20 protein-coding genes are annotated in these 19,120 nt (G+C 60.5%); 9 read left to right on the top strand and 11 right to left on the bottom strand.

Annotated features, from left to right (window positions below; translation table 11 throughout):
- Positions 1–88: 88 nt before the first annotated feature.
- Positions 89–628, bottom strand: coding sequence for a 50S ribosomal protein L19 (gene rplS / locus ACIK7D_RS21970; RefSeq protein ID WP_003520506.1), 540 nt, complete (start codon positions 626–628; stop codon positions 89–91).
- Between the two features lie 265 nt (positions 629–893).
- On the opposite strand from rplS, the gene ACIK7D_RS21965 reads away from it, so the two are divergent.
- Positions 894–1,640 (top strand): sulfite exporter TauE/SafE family protein, encoded by a 747-nt coding sequence (locus tag ACIK7D_RS21965; RefSeq protein WP_400157344.1) that lies wholly within the window; start codon positions 894–896, stop codon positions 1,638–1,640.
- On the opposite strand, the gene trmD is transcribed toward ACIK7D_RS21965, so the two are convergent.
- From trmD to ffh, 5 genes are all read right to left on the bottom strand, one after another.
- Positions 1,622–2,320: a tRNA (guanosine(37)-N1)-methyltransferase TrmD gene (trmD, locus tag ACIK7D_RS21960; RefSeq protein WP_080853001.1), complete on the bottom strand. Its 699-nt coding sequence runs from the start codon at positions 2,318–2,320 to the stop codon at positions 1,622–1,624. The two genes, ACIK7D_RS21965 and trmD, sit on opposite strands and share 19 nt — an antisense overlap.
- Positions 2,321–2,323: 3 nt before the next feature.
- Entirely contained in the window at positions 2,324–2,890 is a 567-nt protein-coding gene (gene rimM, locus ACIK7D_RS21955; RefSeq protein WP_080815609.1) for a ribosome maturation factor RimM, read from the bottom strand.
- Between the two features lie 120 nt (positions 2,891–3,010).
- A complete protein-coding gene (gene rpsP, locus ACIK7D_RS21950; protein WP_035221728.1) occupies positions 3,011–3,388 on the bottom strand; it encodes a 30S ribosomal protein S16 in 378 nt (125 codons plus the stop codon).
- A gap of 33 nt (positions 3,389–3,421) precedes the next feature.
- Positions 3,422–3,739 (bottom strand): chorismate mutase, encoded by a 318-nt coding sequence (locus tag ACIK7D_RS21945; protein ID WP_065114319.1) that lies wholly within the window; start codon positions 3,737–3,739, stop codon positions 3,422–3,424.
- Between the two features lie 11 nt (positions 3,740–3,750).
- A complete protein-coding gene (gene ffh / locus ACIK7D_RS21940; protein ID WP_080815611.1) occupies positions 3,751–5,319 on the bottom strand; it encodes a signal recognition particle protein in 1,569 nt (522 codons plus the stop codon).
- Positions 5,320–5,645: 326 nt separating this feature from the next.
- On the opposite strand from ffh, the gene ACIK7D_RS21935 reads away from it, so the two are divergent.
- From ACIK7D_RS21935 to ACIK7D_RS21905, 7 genes are all read left to right on the top strand, one after another.
- Positions 5,646–6,716 carry an MBL fold metallo-hydrolase gene (locus tag ACIK7D_RS21935; RefSeq protein ID WP_127756619.1) on the top strand — a complete coding sequence of 357 codons (1,071 nt, stop codon included), beginning with the start codon at positions 5,646–5,648 and terminating at the stop codon, positions 6,714–6,716.
- Between the two features lie 120 nt (positions 6,717–6,836).
- A complete protein-coding gene (dapF, locus tag ACIK7D_RS21930; RefSeq protein ID WP_262534145.1) occupies positions 6,837–7,736 on the top strand; it encodes a diaminopimelate epimerase in 900 nt (299 codons plus the stop codon).
- Positions 7,733–9,007: a tRNA (N(6)-L-threonylcarbamoyladenosine(37)-C(2))-methylthiotransferase MtaB gene (gene mtaB / locus ACIK7D_RS21925; protein ID WP_400157343.1), complete on the top strand. Its 1,275-nt coding sequence runs from the start codon at positions 7,733–7,735 to the stop codon at positions 9,005–9,007. Before dapF ends, mtaB begins: the two co-directional genes overlap by 4 nt.
- 32 nt (positions 9,008–9,039) lie before the next feature.
- Positions 9,040–10,476 (top strand): signal recognition particle-docking protein FtsY, encoded by a 1,437-nt coding sequence (gene ftsY, locus ACIK7D_RS21920; RefSeq protein WP_400157342.1) that lies wholly within the window; start codon positions 9,040–9,042, stop codon positions 10,474–10,476.
- 2 nt (positions 10,477–10,478) lie between these two features.
- A complete protein-coding gene (locus tag ACIK7D_RS21915) occupies positions 10,479–11,129 on the top strand; it encodes a septation protein A (RefSeq protein ID WP_003520517.1) in 651 nt (216 codons plus the stop codon).
- A complete protein-coding gene (locus ACIK7D_RS21910) occupies positions 11,126–11,722 on the top strand; it encodes a DUF2585 domain-containing protein (RefSeq protein ID WP_080815616.1) in 597 nt (198 codons plus the stop codon). Before ACIK7D_RS21915 ends, ACIK7D_RS21910 begins: the two co-directional genes overlap by 4 nt.
- Before the next feature lie 118 nt (positions 11,723–11,840).
- Positions 11,841–13,022, top strand: a complete 1,182-nt coding sequence (locus ACIK7D_RS21905) for a diguanylate cyclase (RefSeq protein WP_400157341.1) — start codon at positions 11,841–11,843, stop codon at positions 13,020–13,022.
- A 16-nt stretch (positions 13,023–13,038) separates the two neighbouring features.
- Here ACIK7D_RS21905 and ACIK7D_RS21900 read toward each other — a convergent pair whose 3' ends face one another.
- The 5 genes from ACIK7D_RS21900 to ccmA form a co-directional block, all read right to left on the bottom strand.
- On the bottom strand, positions 13,039–13,638 hold the full coding sequence (locus ACIK7D_RS21900; RefSeq protein ID WP_120947541.1) for a DsbE family thiol:disulfide interchange protein: 600 nt from the start codon (positions 13,636–13,638) through the stop codon (positions 13,039–13,041).
- Positions 13,635–13,808 carry a heme exporter protein CcmD gene (ccmD, locus tag ACIK7D_RS21895; RefSeq protein WP_060725377.1) on the bottom strand — a complete coding sequence of 58 codons (174 nt, stop codon included), beginning with the start codon at positions 13,806–13,808 and terminating at the stop codon, positions 13,635–13,637. Before ccmD ends, ACIK7D_RS21900 begins: the two co-directional genes overlap by 4 nt.
- A 4-nt stretch (positions 13,809–13,812) precedes the next feature.
- On the bottom strand, positions 13,813–14,574 hold the full coding sequence (locus ACIK7D_RS21890) for a heme ABC transporter permease (protein ID WP_080815617.1): 762 nt from the start codon (positions 14,572–14,574) through the stop codon (positions 13,813–13,815).
- Positions 14,575–14,648: 74 nt separating this feature from the next.
- The gene (ccmB, locus tag ACIK7D_RS21885; protein ID WP_080815619.1) at positions 14,649–15,308 is read right to left on the bottom strand and encodes a heme exporter protein CcmB; all 660 of its coding nucleotides are present in this window, start codon (positions 15,306–15,308) and stop codon (positions 14,649–14,651) included.
- 202 nt (positions 15,309–15,510) lie between these two features.
- Positions 15,511–16,152 (bottom strand): heme ABC exporter ATP-binding protein CcmA, encoded by a 642-nt coding sequence (gene ccmA, locus ACIK7D_RS21880; RefSeq protein ID WP_137004069.1) that lies wholly within the window; start codon positions 16,150–16,152, stop codon positions 15,511–15,513.
- A 269-nt stretch (positions 16,153–16,421) separates the two neighbouring features.
- On the opposite strand from ccmA, the gene acnA reads away from it, so the two are divergent.
- Positions 16,422–19,115, top strand: coding sequence for an aconitate hydratase AcnA (gene acnA / locus ACIK7D_RS21875; RefSeq protein ID WP_127756532.1), 2,694 nt, complete (start codon positions 16,422–16,424; stop codon positions 19,113–19,115).
- Positions 19,116–19,120 lie beyond the last annotated feature (5 nt).

Raw genomic sequence — 19,120 nt, 5'->3', positions numbered from 1 at the left:
CCGCATGCATGCCTTGCTACGTGATGTCGACGCAACAAAAAAGGCGGCCCGAAGACCGCCTTTTGATCAATCCATCGAAATGGAAATCTTATTCCGCTGCGGTTTCAGCAGCCTTTGCTGCTTCTTCCGCTGCCTTGGCTTCTGCGGCTTCGGCTGCTGCCTTCTCGGCGGCGAGAGCCTGTGCTGCTGCTACCTTTTCGGCTTCCAGACGTGCCTTTTCGTCGGCAAGCGCCTGACGCTCGGACTCGTTCAGCTTGCGGGCGCGCGTACCGGTGTTCTCAACGATACGGGCAGCCTTGCCGCGACGGTCGCGCAGGTAGTAGAGCTTTGCGCGGCGAACCTTACCGCGGCGAACGACTTCAACGCCTTCGACCAGCGGGGAGTAGATCGGGAATACGCGCTCGACGCCTTCGCCGTAGGAAATCTTGCGAACGGTGAAGCTTTCGGAAAGACCGCCGCCGGAACGGGCGATGCAAACGCCTTCGTAAGCCTGAACGCGGGTACGGTTACCTTCGGTAACGCGCACGTTGACGCGCAGGGTGTCGCCCGGGGAAAACTCGGGCAGGGTGCGCTTTGCTTCGATCTTGGCGGCCTGTTCGGCTTCCAGCTGCTGAATGATGTTGGTCATGTTAACCTCTGATTTCTTCTGAAACAGCCAGAGCGCTCAACGGTTCGTCTGTCGGTCAATGCCTTCAGACCATGCCTTTCGGCAGGAGCGGGTTCGCCATTCTTTGCTTTCGGTTGGGATATTTCCCATTTCCACGCGGGCACATACACGAGGATGCGCCGTTTGTCATCCCTTTCATGACAATATTTTATCAATTACGCGCCGCGTTCCGGCAGTTGCGAAGCGGCGCGCTGGCGGATATGGCATGGGAACCTTGGGAGGGGCCATGTCAATTTTCATCGTTCTCATGCTGTTTACGACCGGCTTTCTGTCGGGTGTCGTCAATGCGATTGCCGGTGGCGGCACCTTCCTGACCTTCGGGGCGATGACGCTGGCCGGCCTGCCACCCATCGTCGCCAACGCCACGTCAGCCATCGTGCAGTTTCCGGGCTACATCACCTCCGTGATCGCCTATGGGCCGGAAATTCGCGCCCATTGGCGCGAGGCGATCCTTCTGTCGGGCGTTTCAGTCGTCGGCGGGCTGGCCGGATCGCTTCTGCTTTTGTCGCTCGACAATCCTTCCTTCCGCCAGCTCGTGCCATGGCTGCTTCTTGCTGCCACCGCCGTTTTCGCTGCCGGCCCGTGGCTGCGGCCGAAGGCGAGCGCCGAACGTTCGCCCGGCAATCTGCCGAGCCTCGTCTTTCAGGGTCTCGCTTCCGTCTATGGCGGGTTTTTCGGTGCCGGCATGGGCATCATGATGCTGGCCATCCTCGGAATAACCTCGGGCGGCAGCTATCATCATCTGAACGCGCTGAAGAACCTCTTGTCAGTCGTGATCGCCGTCATCGCAATCACGATCTTCGTCAGCGGTGGCGTCGTTTCCTGGTGGGCGGCGCTCATCATGTTCCCTGCGGCCGCACTTGGCGGCTATGTGGGCGTGCACACGGCACGGCGGGTGCCGCAATGGATCATCCGCTGGCTGGTGATTGCGGTCGGGCTGGTGCTGACCGCCTATTACTTCGTTTCGGCCTGAGCCTTTACCAGAAGGTCCGGGCGTCTTTCCTGCGTCAGCTTCAGCGCCTGTTCATGACGCCACCTGTCGATGACAGCGTGGTTGCCGGAGGTGAGAACGGCTGGGATATCACGGCCTTCCCAGACCTGCGGGCGGGTATAGTGCGGATGTTCCAGCAGTCCGCCCTCGAAGCTCTCATGCACACCGGAAAGATCGTTGCCCATGACGCCCGGCAGGATGCGGACGACGGCATCAAGAAGCGTCAGCGCCGCCGGCTCACCGCCGGAGAGGATGTAATCGCCGATCGACACTTCCTCCAGCCCGCGCGCCTCTATCACCCGCTGGTCGACGCCTTCGAAACGGCCGCAGACGATGATCGCGCCTTCTCCGGCCGCCAGTTCACGCACACGGTTTTGCGACAGCGGTTTGCCACGTGGGCTCATAAGGAGGCGGGGCCGTGTATCGCCATCTGAAACATGGTCGATGGCCGCCGCCAGAACGTCGGGCTTTAGCACCATGCCGGCGCCGCCGCCTGCCGGTGTGTCATCGACGCTTCTGTGTCTGTCAGTAGCAAATTCGCGGATCTGTACGGCGTCCAGCGACCATTGCCCCCGCTCCAGCGCCTTGCCCGCCAGCGAATATCCGAGATGCCCGGGAAACATTTCCGGGTAGAGCGTCAGAACGGTAGCCTTGAAGGTCATTGTTTATTTCTTGCCGAAAGGCGATACGCCGGTTTCGTCCTTGTCGTCGGGATTGTCGATCAAGCCGGCGGCCATCGGATCGATGAGAATACGACCGGCTTCGAGATCGATTTCCAGCACGGCTGCTTCCGAAAAGGGAATGAGGGCAGGGCGACGGCCCGCGCCCTTCAGCTCCAGAAGATCACCCGCGCCGAAATCATAGACGGCGCTGACGGCGCCATAACTTTTGCCTTCCGCATCGACGGCTTCCAGCCCTTCGAGATCGGCATAATAAAACTCGTCATCGTCAAGCTCGTCGTCGGGCAGATTGTCGCGCTCGATGAACAGCTCCAGCCCATTCAGGCTTTCCGCCGCATTTCGGTCGTTGATGCCCCTGAAACGAACGACGACGACGTTCTTGCCCTCGCGCACTTCCAGAATTTCGAAAACGCGGCCATCGGCAGTGACGAGATTGCCATAGTCGCCAAGCGCCATCGGATCGGCCGTATAGGTGCTGACACGGACTTCGCCGCGCAGGCCCTGCGCGCCGCCGATCTTTGCCATGAGTACCGGGTTTTCCAGCTTTGCCATCGGGCCGTCCGTCTTCTGGTGTTGGTTGCGTCAGCTTTAAGGTTTGTTGACGCCAAAATAAACAAAAAACGGGCGGCATGGAAAACCACACCGCCCGTTCTTCAAAAGTTTCCGTGCAGATTATTCTGCAGCAGAGGCTTCCGCAGCAGCAGCGGCTGCATCTTCAGCCTTCTGCTTCTTTTCAGCAACGCGCTCCAGGGCGCGCTTGCCCGGCTTTGCCTTTTCCGGGTTGCTGCGAGCGGCGCGCTCGGCAAGGCCGGCTTCTGCGAGGAAGCGCAGAACGCGGTCGGTCGGCTGTGCGCCCTTGGCGATCCATTCCTTGATGAGGTCAGCCTTCAGCTCAACGCGCTGCGGGTTGTCCTTGCCGAGCATCGGGTTCCAGGAACCGACCTTCTCGAGGAAACGGCCGTCGCGGGGCGAACGGGCGTCAGCAACGACGATCTGGTAATACGGGCGCTTCTTGGAACCACCGCGTGCGAGACGAATTTTCAGTGCCATGTCATTTACTCCTTAGGATGGCTTGTCCGCCGTTCAGGCGGTCTTTTCGTTACCGCCATGTTCGGCGGCGATTGCTTCATGATGCCGGATGACTTCCTTGATGATGAAGTTCAGGAACTTCTCGGCGAAATCCGGGTCCAGATTGGCATCCTTCGCCAGACGGCGAAGGCGTTCGATCTGGTATTCCTCGCGCGCCGGGTCGGCCGGCGGCAAATTGTACTTTGCCTTCAGCACGCCCACCGCCTTGGTACAGCGGAAACGTTCGGCAAGAATGTGAACCAGTGCGGCATCGATATTGTCGATCGACTGGCGGTATTCGGAAAGCTGGGCTTTCACCTCTGCATTGTTCACTGGTGCCCCCCTCACTTCTTTTTCGGAAAGCCGGGCAGGCCCGGCATGCCGCCAAGACCGGGCAGCTTGGCGCCACCCAGACCCGGCAATCCGCCCGGCAGACCGCCAAGACCGGGCATTGCGCCCGGCTTGCCGAGACCGGCTGCTTCCGCCTGCTTCTGGAGCGCCTCGAGCTGCTTCGGATCGATGTTCGACAGGTCCGGCATACCGCCGCCAAGGCCACCGAGGCCCATCTTGCCGGCAAGGCCGCCCATCATCTGCTTCATGATGCCGCCTTTGCCCTTGCCGCCCATGGCCTTCATCATGTCGGCCATGCCGCGATGCATCTTCAGAAGCTTGTTGATTTCAGCAGCATCCGTGCCGGAACCGGCGGCGATGCGCTTCTTGCGGCTATGCTTCAGAATATCGGGATTGGCGCGTTCGGCCTTGGTCATCGAAGAGATGATGGCGATCTGGCGGTCGAACATCTTGTCGTTCAGACCAGCCGAAGCCATCTTGTCCTTCATGCCGGCCATGCCGGGCATCAGCCCCATGATACCGCCCATGCCGCCCATCTTCTTCATCTGGGCAAGCTGGTCGGAGAGATCGTTGAGGTCGAACTTGCCCTTGGCCATCTTCTCGGCCATGGCGCGGGCTTTTTCCGCATCGATGTTTTCGGCGGCCTTTTCGACCAGCGAGACGATGTCGCCCATGCCGAGAATACGGTCGGCGATACGGCGCGGATGAAACTCGTCGAGTTCGTTCATCCGCTCGCCGATACCGATCAGCTTGATCGGCTTGCCGGTGACGGCACGCATGGAGAGAGCCGCACCGCCGCGTCCATCGCCATCCATACGGGTCAGCACGAGGCCGGTGATGCCGACGCGCTCATCGAAATTGCGCGCCAGATTGACGGCGTCCTGACCGGTCAGCGAATCCGCGACCAGCAGGATTTCGTGCGGGTTGGACTTCTTCTTGATGTCGGCCATTTCCAGCATCAAGGGTTCGTCGATATGGGTACGGCCGGCGGTATCGAGAATGACGACGTCATGGCCGCCAAGCTTTGCCGCCTGCACCGCGCGTGCGGCGATATCGGTTGGCGACTGGCCGGCGATGATCGGCAGCGTGTCGATGCTCGTCTGGACACCGAGCTGGCGAAGCTGTTCCTGCGCGGCCGGACGACGCGTGTCGAGAGATGCCATCAGCACCTTCTTCTTCTCGCGGTCGGTCAGGCGCTTGGCAATCTTGCCGGTGGTGGTGGTCTTGCCCGAACCCTGCAGACCCACCATCATGATGACGACGGGGGCGGGGGCGTTGAGATCGATGGAGACGCCTTCGGTACCGAGCATCTCGACAAGCTCGTCATGCACGATCTTGACGACCATCTGGCCGGGCTTGATCGACTTCAGGACGGCTGCGCCGACAGCCTTTTCACGCACCCTGTCGGTGAAGGAACGCACGACTTCCAGCGCCACGTCCGCTTCCAGAAGCGCGCGGCGAACCTCGCGCAGGGCGGCGGCAACATCGGCTTCCGTCAGCGCGCCACGGCCGGTCAGTCCATTCAGAATGGAACCAAGGCGGTCCTGGAGGTTTTCAAACATCGTTTCTTCCTTCTTCGTTCCGGGGTTTCCGAAACGTCGGTGCTTTCGCTGGCAAAAACAAGACGCAAAGCCAAAAAGCACCCGAGGGCGCATCGCGCTGTCGGGTGTTGACCTCCGGGATCTCTTTATACCTTTGCGGGTCCCGGTCGGCGGCTTGGAGTCGTGAAACTGCCAGCTGATGGGCGGGATAAACAGGAAAGTGCGGGAAAAGTCAAGGCGGCGCGGGTTTATAGCCGAAAAGGCCCGCATTTCATCTTTGCGTGATTGGCCGCAGGCGGCCATTGGCGGCGCTTGAACAGGCCCCTTTCGCTCCCTATACCTTCGTCATGAAACGTCGAAACTTCTTTCGTTTTTCCGCGCTTGGCCTGCTCGCTCTGGCGGGTGGGGGTCTTTATGCCCGTCGTTCGAACGCGAGCGCCTATTATAGCGGCCCGATCTCCGATCATTTCGACGGGGTGCGCTTCTTCAATCCCGGCGGTTCGCCGCCCGGCAATTTCATGGGCCTTATGAAATGGCGCTTCAATGGCGAGCGCGCCACATGGCCGGAAAGCTATCCGAGCCCCTTTCCCTTCGCAAAACCGGAAGCCCGGATCGAAGGCAGGGACATGCGCGTCACTTTCGTCGGCCATGCCTCCTTCCTTATCCAGACGGCGGGGCTGAATATTCTCATCGATCCGGTGTGGTCGCAGCGCACCAGCCCGTTCAGCTTCGCCGGTCCCAAGCGGGTCAATGCGCCCGGCATCCGTTTCGAGGACCTGCCGCCCATCGACCTGGTGCTGGTGACGCACAATCACTACGACCATCTGGATATGGAGACGCTGAAGCGCCTGCATGTGGCGCACAAGCCGCTTTTCATCACACCGCTCGGCAATGACGCCATCATCCGCACCGGGGTAGAGGCGGCGCGTATCAGGGTGGGTGACTGGGGCGATGTGGTGGAGACGGGTTCGGTGAAGATTCATTTCGAACCGTGCCATCATTGGTCGGCCCGTGGTCTTAACGACCGGCGCATGGCTCTGTGGGCTGCCTTCGTCATCGAAACGCCGGGCGGTAAAATCTACCATATCGGCGATACCGGTTTCCACGAGGGTCTCAATTATCACGCCGCGCGCAAGAAGCACGGCGATTTCCGCCTCGCCAACCTGCCCTTCGGCGCTTACGAGCCGCGCTGGTTCATGAAGGGCCAGCACCAGAACCCGGCGGAAGCCGTGGAGGGCATGAAGCTTTGCGGTGCGGCGCATGTTTGCGGGCACCATTGGGGTACGGTACAGTTGACGGATGAGGCCGTGGATGCGCCGCTTGCGGCCCTGAAGGTCGCATTGATAGAGCAGGGGGTGGATGAGAGCCGTTTTCGGCCGATGCGCCCCGGTGAGGTTTTCGACGTGCCTTCCGCCTGATCACTGCCGCGTTTGCGCCGCAACAGTCTGGTAATTTGCCGTCCTTTCCGCCATATAGGGCGAAAGTGCGGGGAAATTCCCTACGCAATCCGATTTCAGACAGTTTTCAGGTTCAGGGCAATGGCGGACACGGTCGAATTTGCGAAGATGAACGGGCTTGGCAACAAGATCCTCGTTATCGACATGCGCGGCCGTAAGGATATGGTCACGCCGGAAGCGGCGATTGCGCTGAACGCCGATGCTGCCACACAGTTCGACCAGATCATGGCCATCCACGATCCGCGTGTCGGTGGCACGGATGCCTTTATCGATATCCTCAATTGCGATGGCACGAAGGCGCAGGCCTGCGGCAATGGCACACGCTGCGTGGTACAGGCGCTGTCTTCCGAAACCGGCAAGACCAGTTTCACCTTCCAGACGGTGGCGGGCATTCTGAATGCCGTCGAACATGAAGACGGCATGATTTCCGTCGATATGGGCCTGCCGCGTTTCCGCTGGAGCGATATTCCGCTTTCGGAAGAATTCCATGATACCAGCCGCATCGAATTGCAGATCGGGCCGATCGATGCGCCGATCCTGCATTCGCCCGCCGTGATGTCCATGGGCAACCCGCATGCGATTTTCTGGGTGGACCGCGATCCGATGGAGTTCGATCTTGAACGTTTCGGACCTCTGCTCGAAAATCACCCGATGTTTCCGGAAAAGGCCAATATCACGCTGGCGCAGGTGATTTCCGACAGCGCGCTGCGCACCCGCACATGGGAGCGTGGGGCCGGCCTGACACTCGCCTGCGGTTCCGCCGCCTGCGCCTCGGCCGTTTCCGCTGCCCGCACCGGCCGCACCGGCAGGACAGTCACCATCGATGTCGCCTCCAGCCCCATTCGCGTGCCGCTGACCATCGACTGGCGCGAGGACAATCATGTCATCATGACCGGCCCGGCCGAATGGGAATGGTCGGGTTCCGTCGATCCCGTCACTGGCGCCTGGGCGCGCGATGCGGTCGAGCGGGGGGCTGTATGAGTGGCGTCGAGGTCATAACCTTCGGCTGTCGTCTCAACACTTATGAATCGGAAGTGATGCGGGCGGAGGCTGAAAAGGCCGGGCTCAACAATGCCGTGCTGGTCAATACCTGCGCCGTGACGGGTGAGGCGGTACGTCAGGCGCGCCAGGCCATCCGTCGGGCGCGGCGCGACAATCCGCATGCCCGTATCATCGTCACCGGCTGCGCCGCGCAGACGGAAAAACAGACCTTTGCCGAGATGCCCGAGGTGGATGCGGTGCTGGGCAATGAGGAGAAGCTGAAAAGCGCCTCCTATCGCGCGCTGCCGGATTTCGGCGTCTCGGCGGAAGAAAAGCTGCGCGTCAACGATATCATGAGCATCAAGGCGACCGCGCCGCAGATGGTGAAGCACATAGACGGGCATGTGCGCGCCTTCATTCAGGTGCAGAACGGCTGCGATCATCGCTGCACCTTCTGCATCATTCCTTATGGGCGCGGCAATTCCCGCTCCGTGCCGATGGGTGCCGTGGTGGATCAGGCACGCAGGCTGACGGAAAGCGGCTATTGCGAGATCGTACTGACGGGGGTGGACGCCACGAGCTATGGCGCGGACCTGCCGGGGGAACCTTCCCTCGGTTACCTCGCCAAAACATTGCTTAAACAGGTGCCGGACATCTTGCGGCTGCGGCTTTCCTCCATCGACAGTATCGAGGCCGACCGCCATCTGATGGATCTGATTGCCGATGAGCCGCGTTTCATGCCGCATCTGCACCTGTCCCTCCAGCATGGCGACGACATGATCCTGAAACGCATGAAACGCCGCCATTCCCGCGCCGACGCCATTCGTTTCTGTCACGAGGTGCGGTCGCTGCGGCCGGATATCGCCTTCGGGGCGGATATGATCGCCGGTTTTCCGACCGAGACGGAAGACATGTTCGAAAACGCCGCGACGCTTGCGGAAGAATGCGGCATTTCCAGCCTGCATGTCTTTCCCTACAGCCCGCGTGCTGGCACGCCGGCGGCACGCATGCCGCAGCTCGACCGGGCCCTGGTGAAGGAGCGGGCGGCGAGGCTTCGGGAGCGCGGCGAGGTGCTGAAGCTGGCGCATCTGCAAAATATGGTCGGCTCGGCGCAGACGATCCTCGTTGAAAACAACGGTTTTGCGCATACCGACAATTTCACGCTGGTGGAGGCACCGCATCTTGCCCCGCGCACTCTTGCGCAGGTTGCGATTACCGGCCACAACGGCAAACATCTGAACATGAAGCTTCTGGCGGCGGACGCGGCCTGAGGCGGCACAAGAGAAAAGACACGGGAACGACCATGGCCCTCGGCTTCATCAAAAAAGTCTTTTCGTTCGGCAAGGACAAGGCCGAAACGGATGACCGGCCGCAAGAGGACGCCGCGCCTGAGCGCGGCAATGAAAACGCTTCCTTCGAAGCGGCGCTGAGCGACGCCGAAGTGCATGGCCCTGTCGACAAGGACCCGGTTTCCGAACTGGAGATGGAGACGGCCGGCGGGCCGGCCCCGGACGAGTCGACAGACACGGTCCTTTCCGCCGATGACGAGGAAGAGGACGCACCGCTTCTGCCCGGTGCCGAGCTTTCCGGCGATATGGGCGTGGTGCCGCTGTCGTTGCTACAGGCGGAAGCAGCCGCCGAAGAGCAGGCCGAATCTGCCGCCGAAGCAGCGGATGTCGTGCTGGATGCGAATGCGATGGATGCGCTGCTTGACGAGGCCGAAGCCGCGACTGCCGCCGAGCCCTCCGCTACACCGCCAGCTCTACCAAAGGGTTTTTCGTCCGCCAGTGAGCGGCAGGAGCCTGCCCCTGTCGCACCGCAGGTAAAACTGACATGGTTTCAGCGCCTGCGGGCAGGACTTGCCCGCACGTCGTCGCAGCTGACCACACAGATTTCGGCGCTTTTCACCAAGCGCAAGCTGGATGAGGATACGCTCGACGAGCTGGAGGATCTTCTTATCCAGTCGGATCTCGGCGTCGAGACCGCCATGCGCATCACCGGCGCCCTGTCTTCCGAGCGTTACGGCAAGGATGTGAGCGGCGAGGATGTGGCGCGCATCATGGCGGGCGAGATCACCAAGGTCCTGAAGCCTGTGGCCAAACCGTTGGAACTCGATCTTTCGCACAAGCCGCATGTCATTCTCGTCGTCGGTGTGAACGGTACGGGCAAGACGACGACCATCGGCAAGCTTGCCGCCAAGCTTTCCGGCTCGGGCCTCAAGGTCATGCTGGCGGCGGGCGATACGTTCCGCGCGGCGGCCATCGAGCAGCTCAAGATATGGGCGGATCGTACCGGTTCGCAATTCATCGGCACCAAGCTTGGCGCGGATGCGGCCGGGCTTGCCTATGACGCTTATGAGCAGGCGCGGGCGCAGAAAAGCGATGTGCTCATCATCGATACGGCCGGCCGTCTGCAAAACAAGACGGAGCTGATGGCGGAGCTGGAAAAGATCGTGCGCGTGCTCGGCAAGCTCGATCCGGATGCGCCGCACACCGTGCTGCAGACGCTGGATGCGACGACCGGCCAGAACGCCATGAACCAGGTGGAAATATTCCGCAATGTCGCGGGTGTTTCGGGCCTGATTATGACAAAATTGGATGGCACGGCGCGGGGCGGTATCCTCGTCGCCATCGCTGCCAAACACAAGCTGCCGGTTTATTTCATCGGTGTGGGTGAAGGTGTGGACGATCTGGAGCCCTTCGAGGCGGAAGATTTCGCCAAGGCCATTGCGGGAGTTTGAGTATGGATATTGAAAGCAATTCCAAGGAAAGCGAAAAGATGGTGGCGGAAATCAGCCCGCTCCTGAAATTCGTGCTCGAGCTTGGCCCGCTCATGGTGTTCTTCTTCGCCAATTCCCGCGGCGAATGGCTGGCCTCCACTTTCCCTGTTCTGACGGAGTTCGGCGGGCCGATCTTCATCGCCACCGGTCTGTTCATGATCGCAACGGCTCTGGCGCTTTCGGTTTCATGGGTGCTGACGCGCAAATTGCCGATCATGCCGCTGATATCGGGCATCGTGGTGTTCGTGTTCGGTGCGCTGACGCTTTGGCTGCAGAACGACACCTTCATCAAGATGAAGCCTACCATCGTCAACACGCTGTTCGGTGTCATTCTGCTCGGCGGCCTGTTCTTCGGGCAATCGCTGCTCGGTTATGTCTTTAATTCCGCCTTCAGGCTGACGGATGAGGGCTGGCGCAAGCTGACGCTGCGCTGGGGCGTATTCTTCCTGTTTCTTGCGGTGCTGAACGAGGTGGTGTGGCGCATGTTCACCACCGACACCTGGGTTGCCTTCAAGGTGTGGGGCACGATGCCGATCACCATCATCTTCACCATGGCGCAGATGCCGCTCGTCATGCGCCATTCGCTGGAACCGCTCAACAAGGACGAAAAATGACAGTTGCAGAGATGTCGGCTTCCCGTTCGCGCTCGCTCAAATGGTTCGGCGTGGCCGCCGGGCTGCTTCTCCTGCAGATCGTCATCCTTTATGCCATGGGCCGCATTCCAATCTGCGAATGCGGTTACGTGAAGCTGTTCGAGCCGGGCGTGAACACGCCGGGCAATTCCCAGCATCTGGCAGACTGGTATACCCCCTCGCATATCATTCACGGCTTCCTGTTCTACTGGTTCGCCTGGCTGCTCTTCCGCAACAGGCCGCTTTCCATGCGGCTTTCGCTCGCGGTTCTGGTGGAAGCGGCATGGGAAATTCTTGAGAACTCGCCTATTATCATTGATCGTTACCGTACGGCGACCATGGCGCTGGGTTACACTGGCGACAGCATACTGAACTCAGCGATGGATACCGTCTTCATGGTGCTGGGTTTCCTGTTCGCCGCCCGTGTGCCGGTGTGGCTGACGGTGGTGATCGCCATCTTCTTCGAAATCTTCACCGGCTGGCTGATCCGTGACAACCTGACGCTGAACGTGGTGATGCTGCTCTGGCCCGTGGACGCGATCAAGGAATGGCAGAACGCGCTCCCGCAAATGTGAACGGGTTTTCCGGTGCCGCCCGCCGAAAGGCACGGAAGCCGCGCAATATATGCAGGTTTTCTTAATGGCATTGCGGTAGTGTCAGGCAAAGGCCCGTCTCTCCCTCCGGCAGAACCCATTGCAAGACAACTTCGCCTATCTTCTCCCCTTCATCATGCTGACATTCGGCGTGGTGTTCCTGTTCCTGCAAAGGATCGGCCACGCTTCCGCCCGCTATTGGGGTATAGGATATCTTTCGGCGGCCTTCGGTTTTGCGACACCTCTGGTGCTTGGCGGCCTGCCCTTCGAAATACAGGCGATTGTTTCGAACCTGTTGTTCTTCTCCGCCTTCTTCCTCTATGGCCACGCTCTGCTCGTCCATTTCGAGCGGTCGCTTTATATCACGGCCCGGCTATCGATCGGGGTTGCCGCGGTTTTGCTGGTCTCTTTCCATGTTTTCGTCACACCTGATCTGAAACGCGAGCTCGTCATTGGCGATCTCGTCTGTGCCCTTTTGCTCGCGATCCCGGTCTGGATCGTGCGGAAGCGCCCCGTCGCGCTTGCCGACAGGCTGATGGTGGGAATTGCCTGTCTTGTGGTGCTGGAGACGCTGGTACGCATCGGCATGCTGCTCGTGATGACGCCGGGCGGCTCAATGATCGAACTCAGCGAATTCTTCGAATCCGACTATGCTTTCTACATGCAGCTTGCGGCGAGCATCTTCGGCTTCCTGCTGGCGCTCTCCGTGCTTGCGAGCCAGATTTCCGTCACCGTCGAACGGCATCTGCATGCGGCAGAGCATGATCCGCTGACGGACGTGCTGAACCGTCGTGGGTTCGACCGCCGAGTTCCCGATTTTCGCAACGATACGCCCGAGGGTGCGGTCATTGCCTGCGACATAGATCACTTCAAGCGTATCAACGATGTTTACGGTCATGCGGCCGGAGATATTGTTCTCATCGGCCTTTCCGATCTGCTCAGGCGAAATGCACCCGAGGATGCGCTGGTGGCCCGTTTCGGCGGCGAGGAATTCGTGGTTTTCCTGCCCGGCCAGACAGCCGCCGCAGCCGGCCAGCTTGCCAATGGTATGCGGACAGGCCTTTCGTCGCTCGATTGGCGCAACCGGGGCGTAACCAGCCAGATCACCGCAAGCTTCGGTGTTTCGGCCGTCGCGAGGGGAGATCATTCCATTCATGACGCCATCAAGCGGGCCGATGACAGTCTCTATGCCGCAAAACGCGGCGGTCGCGATCAGGTGGTGCTGGAAGGCATGCGTCTGCCGGCTGAAGGCCCTTCGCTGCGGGTCATTACCAAGGGGTGACGCCTTGCGGAGCGGGTTATTTACCGGCTGCTGCCGCAATGGCTGGCAGCAGGTCGCGCTCGACACTGCGGGCATCGAAGGGGCCGACCTTTTTATAAAGGATCGTGCCATCCGCGCCGACCAGATAACTTTCGGGAATGCCGTAGACGCCCCAGTCTATCGCGGCCTTGCCGTTCGGATCGACCCCTATCGCAGCAAAGGGATTGCCGAGCTCGCCGAGGAAGCGCAGCGCATTGTCCTGTTTGTCCTTGTAGTTGATGCCGACGACGGTGATGCGGCTGTCTTTTGCCAGTTCCTGAAGCAGCGGATGCTCCTGCCGGCAGGGAATGCACCAGGAGGCGAAGACGTTCACCAGAGTCAGCTTGCCCTTGATGGCGGCATCGGTCAGCGCCGGCAGGTTGGAGCCTTCCAGCGGCGGTAGCGACAGGATGGGCGCCCTGGTGCCGATCAGCGCCGAGGGAATGGCGCTGATATCCAGCCCGTTCACATCCTGATCGTAAAGCATCTTGCCGGCGACAAGGGCGAAACCGCCGAACAGCAGAAGCGGCAGAAGCGCCAGCGCATAGCGTGCACGGCCTGTCGTTTTGGCCTTGGTGTCGCGGTCAGCCTGCGTCATTGCGCGTCACCTGCGGAACCGGCTCTCGCCCTGCGGCGTACGCCGGATGCCTCGAGTTCCTTCAATTCCCGTTTGCGTGCCTGACCGTCCACGACGACCCAGGCGATGAGACAGAGAACGACAAGGCCGGTCGCCGCATAGGACATGCCGATATAAAAGGCGTGCGTCATCCCCTCAGCCCTCCCGGTTCGCCATGCGCGCCGCGAGACGCCGCTGCGCGGCCACGCGCCGACGCCAGATTTCGTTGCGCATGGCGGCGATGTGCAGGGTGAAGAACAGCAGCGTGAAGCCCACGGCCATGATGAGCAGCGGCCAGAGGAATTCCGCATCGATGGCGGAGCCGCCCATGCGGATGACGCTTGCCGGCTGGTGCAGCGTGTTCCACCACTCGACCGAAAATTTGATGATGGGGATATTCACGAAACCGACGAGGATCAGCACGGCGCTGACGCGGGCGGCTCTGGATGGGTCGTCCATGGCGCGGTTGAGCGCGATCAGCCCCAGATACATCAGGAAAAGCACGAAGACGGAGGTCAGCCGTGCATCCCACACCCACCAGGTTCCCCACATGGGCTTGCCCCAGAGCGAGCCGGTGACGAGCGCAATCAGCGTGAAGGCCGCGCCGATGGGGGCGGCGGCCTTGTGGCTGACATCCGCCAGCGGATGACGCCAGACGAGGGTGCCGATTGCGGAGACCGCCATGACCGAATAACACATCATGGCGAGCCAGGCTGAGGGCACATGCACATACATGATGCGCACCGTGTAACCCTGCTGGTAATCGCCTTCGGTGGTGAAGGACAGATAAAGACCGGCGGCCAGCACCAGCGCCGTCAAGGCAGCGAGCCAGGGCAGAATGCGTGCCGCCAGCGCCAGAAACCGGGTGGGATTGGCGAGATCACTGAATTTGGTGATGGTGAAAGTCTGCTCGTTCATGCCGTTTGTGTAACCCGAGAATGGCCGCCCCGCAATTGATCCCTGTCAATCGGGGATCGTCTGGCTTGGTTTCATCAATCCATAACATTGCGCAGCGCCAAAGCGGCGAAGAAAGGGCCGGTCACGGCTGAAAATAACGTGATCGCGCTCAAAATGAGAAATGGCGGCATGAAGGGCGCCGGGTCCTGCACCGCCGCATAGGAGGCGCTGACGCCGAAGATCAGCACGGGAATGGCGAGCGGCAGGACGAGGATGGAAACCAGAAGCCCTCCGCGCGGCAAAGCAACGGCAACCGCCGCCCCCACCGCGCCGATGAAGGTGATGGCGGGTGAGCCGACGAGAAGGGTAAGCATCACTGCGCCGATAGCCACTTCGTCCATGTTCATGAAGAGGCCAAGCAAAGGGGAGGCAAGCACCAGCGGCAGACCGGTCGTGACCCAGTGTGCCAGGCATTTCACGAACACGGTCAGCACCAGCGGGGTTTCCTGCATCAGGATCAGATCAAGGGAGCCGTCATCCCGCTCGGCCTGAAACAGCCGGTCGAGGCCGAGAAGGGCGGAGAGCAACGCGCCGATCCAGACGATGGCCGGGCCGATGCGGGCGAGCAGGTTGAGATCGGGGCCGACGCCGAAGGGGATGACGGCAACCACTGTCATGAAGAACAGAACGCCGATCAGCGCGCCGCCGCCGGCGCGGATGGAGAGTTTGATGTCACGGAGGAAGAGGGCGGTCATTGGGGTTGCTCCGCGTCTGGGGCGTTACCCCCCTCTGCCCTGTCGGGCATCTCCCCCTCAGGGGGGGAGATCGGCAAGAGGCTCTTCCGCTGCTTTATTCTCAGGCGTAGAGATGGGCGAGACCTTGCCGCAGATCGATCTCCCCCCTTGAGGGGGAGATGCCCGGCAGGGCAGAGGGGGGTATGCCCCACGCACATCGCCCTCATGCCCAAGCCTCCACACCCGCAAACCCCGTCATCCGCAATTCCCGCGCGCTCTCCAGCCCCAAAGGCTGATGGGTCGCGGCCAGAACGATGCCGCCTTTTCCAAGGTGGTTTTTCACGAGATCGGTAAACATCCCGTCCGCAGCCTTGTCGAGCGCCGCCGTCGGCTCATCGAGAATCCATACCGGTCGCCATGCAATCAAAAGTTTCGCCATGGCAAAGCGCCGCTGCTGGCCGGCGGAAAGATAACCGAAGGGCAGGTGGGTAATGCCGGCGAGGCCGACGATTTCCGCAGCCTCATCGATCGCCACGCCCGCACCGCCGGAAAAATCGCCGAGGAAGTCCTTCCAGAACCGAAGATTCTCCGAAACGGTCAGTTCCGTTTTCATCGCATTGCGATGGCCGAGATAGTGGCAGGCCTCCGAAGGGCGCATGTCGGCTTCGATTTCTTTGCCGGCTATCTTTACTCGGCCCTGTTCCGGGCGCAGCAGGCCGGCCACCGTGCGCAGCAGGGTGGATTTTCCTGAACCGTTGCGGCCGGTCAGCACAAGAGCCTCACCGTCGCTTAACTTGAAGGAAATATTCATGAATATGAAATCTTCGCCGCGCCGCACGCCAAGATTTTCCGCCGTGAGATTCATGCTGCGGTTCCGGTTCACTTTCTCGCCTCGACTATAAAAAAATCGATTAGCTTGGTTGAATGGTCTGGTACGTTTCTCCGAAATTATCTATATGGGTGTCAACACGCCAGCGGCCGGCGTGAACATCATCTTGCGCCGGACTTGACGATTGCGAGGAGCAATTTTCACGTGCGGACAGCGGAAATGGTCGTACCCGCATCCTGATGTGCATGAGTGCATAGGTGTCCGCACGCACGTGTTGGCTATCAGAGTAAGCGGGGTTTTTATCCATGCCCAAATCACTCGACAGTTTCCAATGTCGTTCCGTCCTTACCGTTGACGGTAAGGAATACATCTATTTCAGCCTTCCCAAGGCTGAAGCCAATGGCCTGAAGGGCGTTTCCAAGCTGCCCTATTCCATGAAGGTTCTCTTAGAAAACTTGCTGCGTTTCGAGGACGGCCAGTCCGTCACCAAGGAACACATTTTGGCGGTTTCCGAATGGCTGAACAACAAGGGCCTGACCGAAACCGAAATCGCCTACCGCCCCGCCCGCGTTCTGATGCAGGACTTTACCGGCGTTCCCGCCGTTGTCGACCTTGCCGCCATGCGTGACGGTATCAAGGCACTTGGCGGCGATCCGGAAAAGATCAACCCGCTGGTTCCCGTCGATCTCGTCATCGACCACTCGGTCATCGTCGACGAATTCGGCACGCCGAGCGCCTTTGCCCGCAACGTCGAGCTGGAATATGAGCGCAACGGCGAACGTTACCGCTTCCTGAAGTGGGGCCAGCAGGCGTTCGAGAATTTCCGTGTGGTTCCGCCCGGCACCGGCATCTGTCACCAGGTCAACCTCGAATATCTCGGCCAGACCGTCTGGACGAAGGAAGAGGATGGCGAGACGATTGCTTATCCGGATACCTGCGTCGGCACCGATTCGCACACGACCATGATCAACGGTCTCGGCGTTCTCGGCTGGGGCGTTGGCGGTATCGAGGCTGAAGCGGCCATGCTCGGCCAGCCGGTCTCCATGCTTCTGCCCGAGGTTATCGGCTTCAAGCTGACCGGCAAGGTGAAGGAAGGCGTGACCGCCACCGACCTCGTGCTGACCGTGGTGCAGATGCTGCGCAAGAAGGGCGTTGTCTCCAAATTCGTCGAATTCTTCGGCCCCGGCCTCGATTCGATGTCTCTGGCCGACCGCGCCACCATCGGCAATATGGGTCCCGAATATGGCGCGACCTGCGGCTTCTTCCCGGTCGATAGCGAGACCATCAATTACCTGACCATGTCCGGTCGTGCGAAGGATCGCATCGCGCTCGTCGAAGCCTATTCGAAGGCGCAGGACATGTGGCGCACTGGCGATGGTTCCGATCTCGTCTTCACCGATACGCTGGAACTCGACCTCGGCGACGTCGTGCCGTCGATGGCGGGCCCGAAGCGCCCGGAAGGCCGCCTGCCGCTCGAAACCATCGCGCCGAATTTCGCGACGGCTCTTGAAAACGACTATAAGAAGCCCGGCCAGCTTTCGAGCCGTTATGCGGTCGAAGGTGAGGCTTTCGATCTCGGTCACGGCGATGTGGCGATTGCTGCCATCACCTCCTGCACCAATACTTCCAACCCCTCGGTTCTCATCGCTGCCGGCCTTCTCGCCCGTAACGCCGTCGCCAGGGGTTTGAAGTCCAAGCCGTGGGTCAAGACGTCGCTTGCGCCCGGATCGCAGGTCGTTGCCGAATATCTCGACAAGTCCGGTCTGCAGAAGGATCTCGACGCGATCGGCTTCAACCTCGTCGGCTTCGGCTGCACGACCTGCATCGGTAACTCCGGTCCGCTGCCGCCGGCGATCTCCAAGACGATCAACGACAAGGGCCTGATCACCGCCGGTGTTCTCTCCGGCAACCGTAACTTCGAGGGTCGTATTTCGCCGGATGTTCAGGCGAACTATCTGGCCTCGCCGCCGCTCGTCGTGGCCTATGCCCTTGCCGGCACGGTCCAGAAGGATCTGACGAAGGAGCCGATCGGCGACGACCAGAACGGCAATCCGGTCTATCTCAAGGATATCTGGCCGACCTCCAAGGAAATCCAGGAATTCATCCTGAAATACGTCACCCGCGAGCTTTATGAAACGAAGTATGCCGACGTGTTCAAGGGCGATGCGAACTGGCAGGCCGTTCAGGTTCCTCCGGGCCAGACCTATGCCTGGGACGACCAGTCGACCTATGTTCAGAACCCGCCCTATTTCGTCGGCATGGGCAAAAAGGGCTCGGGCCTCAAGAACATCAAGGGCGCGCGCGTCCTCGGTCTCTTCGGCGACAAGATCACCACCGACCATATTTCTCCGGCCGGTTCGATCAAGGCTGCTTCGCCTGCCGGCGCCTATCTGACGGAACATGGCGTCGCCGTGGCCGACTTTAACCAGTACGGCACGCGTCGCGGCAACCATGAAGTGATGATGCGCGGTACCTTCGCCAATATCCGTATCCGCAACCACATGCTCGGCCCGAACGGCAAGGAAGGTGGCTACACCATCCACTATCCGTCCAAGGAAGAGATGTCGATTTATGACGCGGCCATGAAATACAAGGCGGAAGGCGTCCCGCTCGTCATCTTCGCCGGTGTAGAATACGGTAACGGCTCGTCCCGCGACTGGGCGGCGAAGGGCACCAACCTGCTCGGCGTCAAGGCCGTCATCGCGCAGTCTTTCGAACGTATCCACCGTTCGAACCTCGTCGGCATGGGCGTCGTTCCCTTTGTCTTCGAGGAAGGCACGACTTGGGCGAGCCTCGACCTCAAGGGTGATGAAATCGTCGAGATCGATGGGCTCGAAGGTGAAATCAGGCCGCGTGAAAAGAAGATCGCCAAGATCACCTATAGCGACGGCTCGGTGAAGGAAGTTCCGCTTCTTTGCCGCATCGATACGCTGGATGAAGTGATCTACATGAACAACGGCGGCATTTTGCAGACCGTTCTTCGCGATCTGGCCGCATAAAGCTT

It is taken from the genome of Agrobacterium sp. P15N1-A (assembly GCF_044626815.1).
GTDB classification, from domain to species: domain Bacteria; phylum Pseudomonadota; class Alphaproteobacteria; order Rhizobiales; family Rhizobiaceae; genus Agrobacterium; species Agrobacterium leguminum.
Note: the sequence above shows the minus strand (reverse complement) of the source record. Positions and strands in the feature narration are given on the sequence as shown.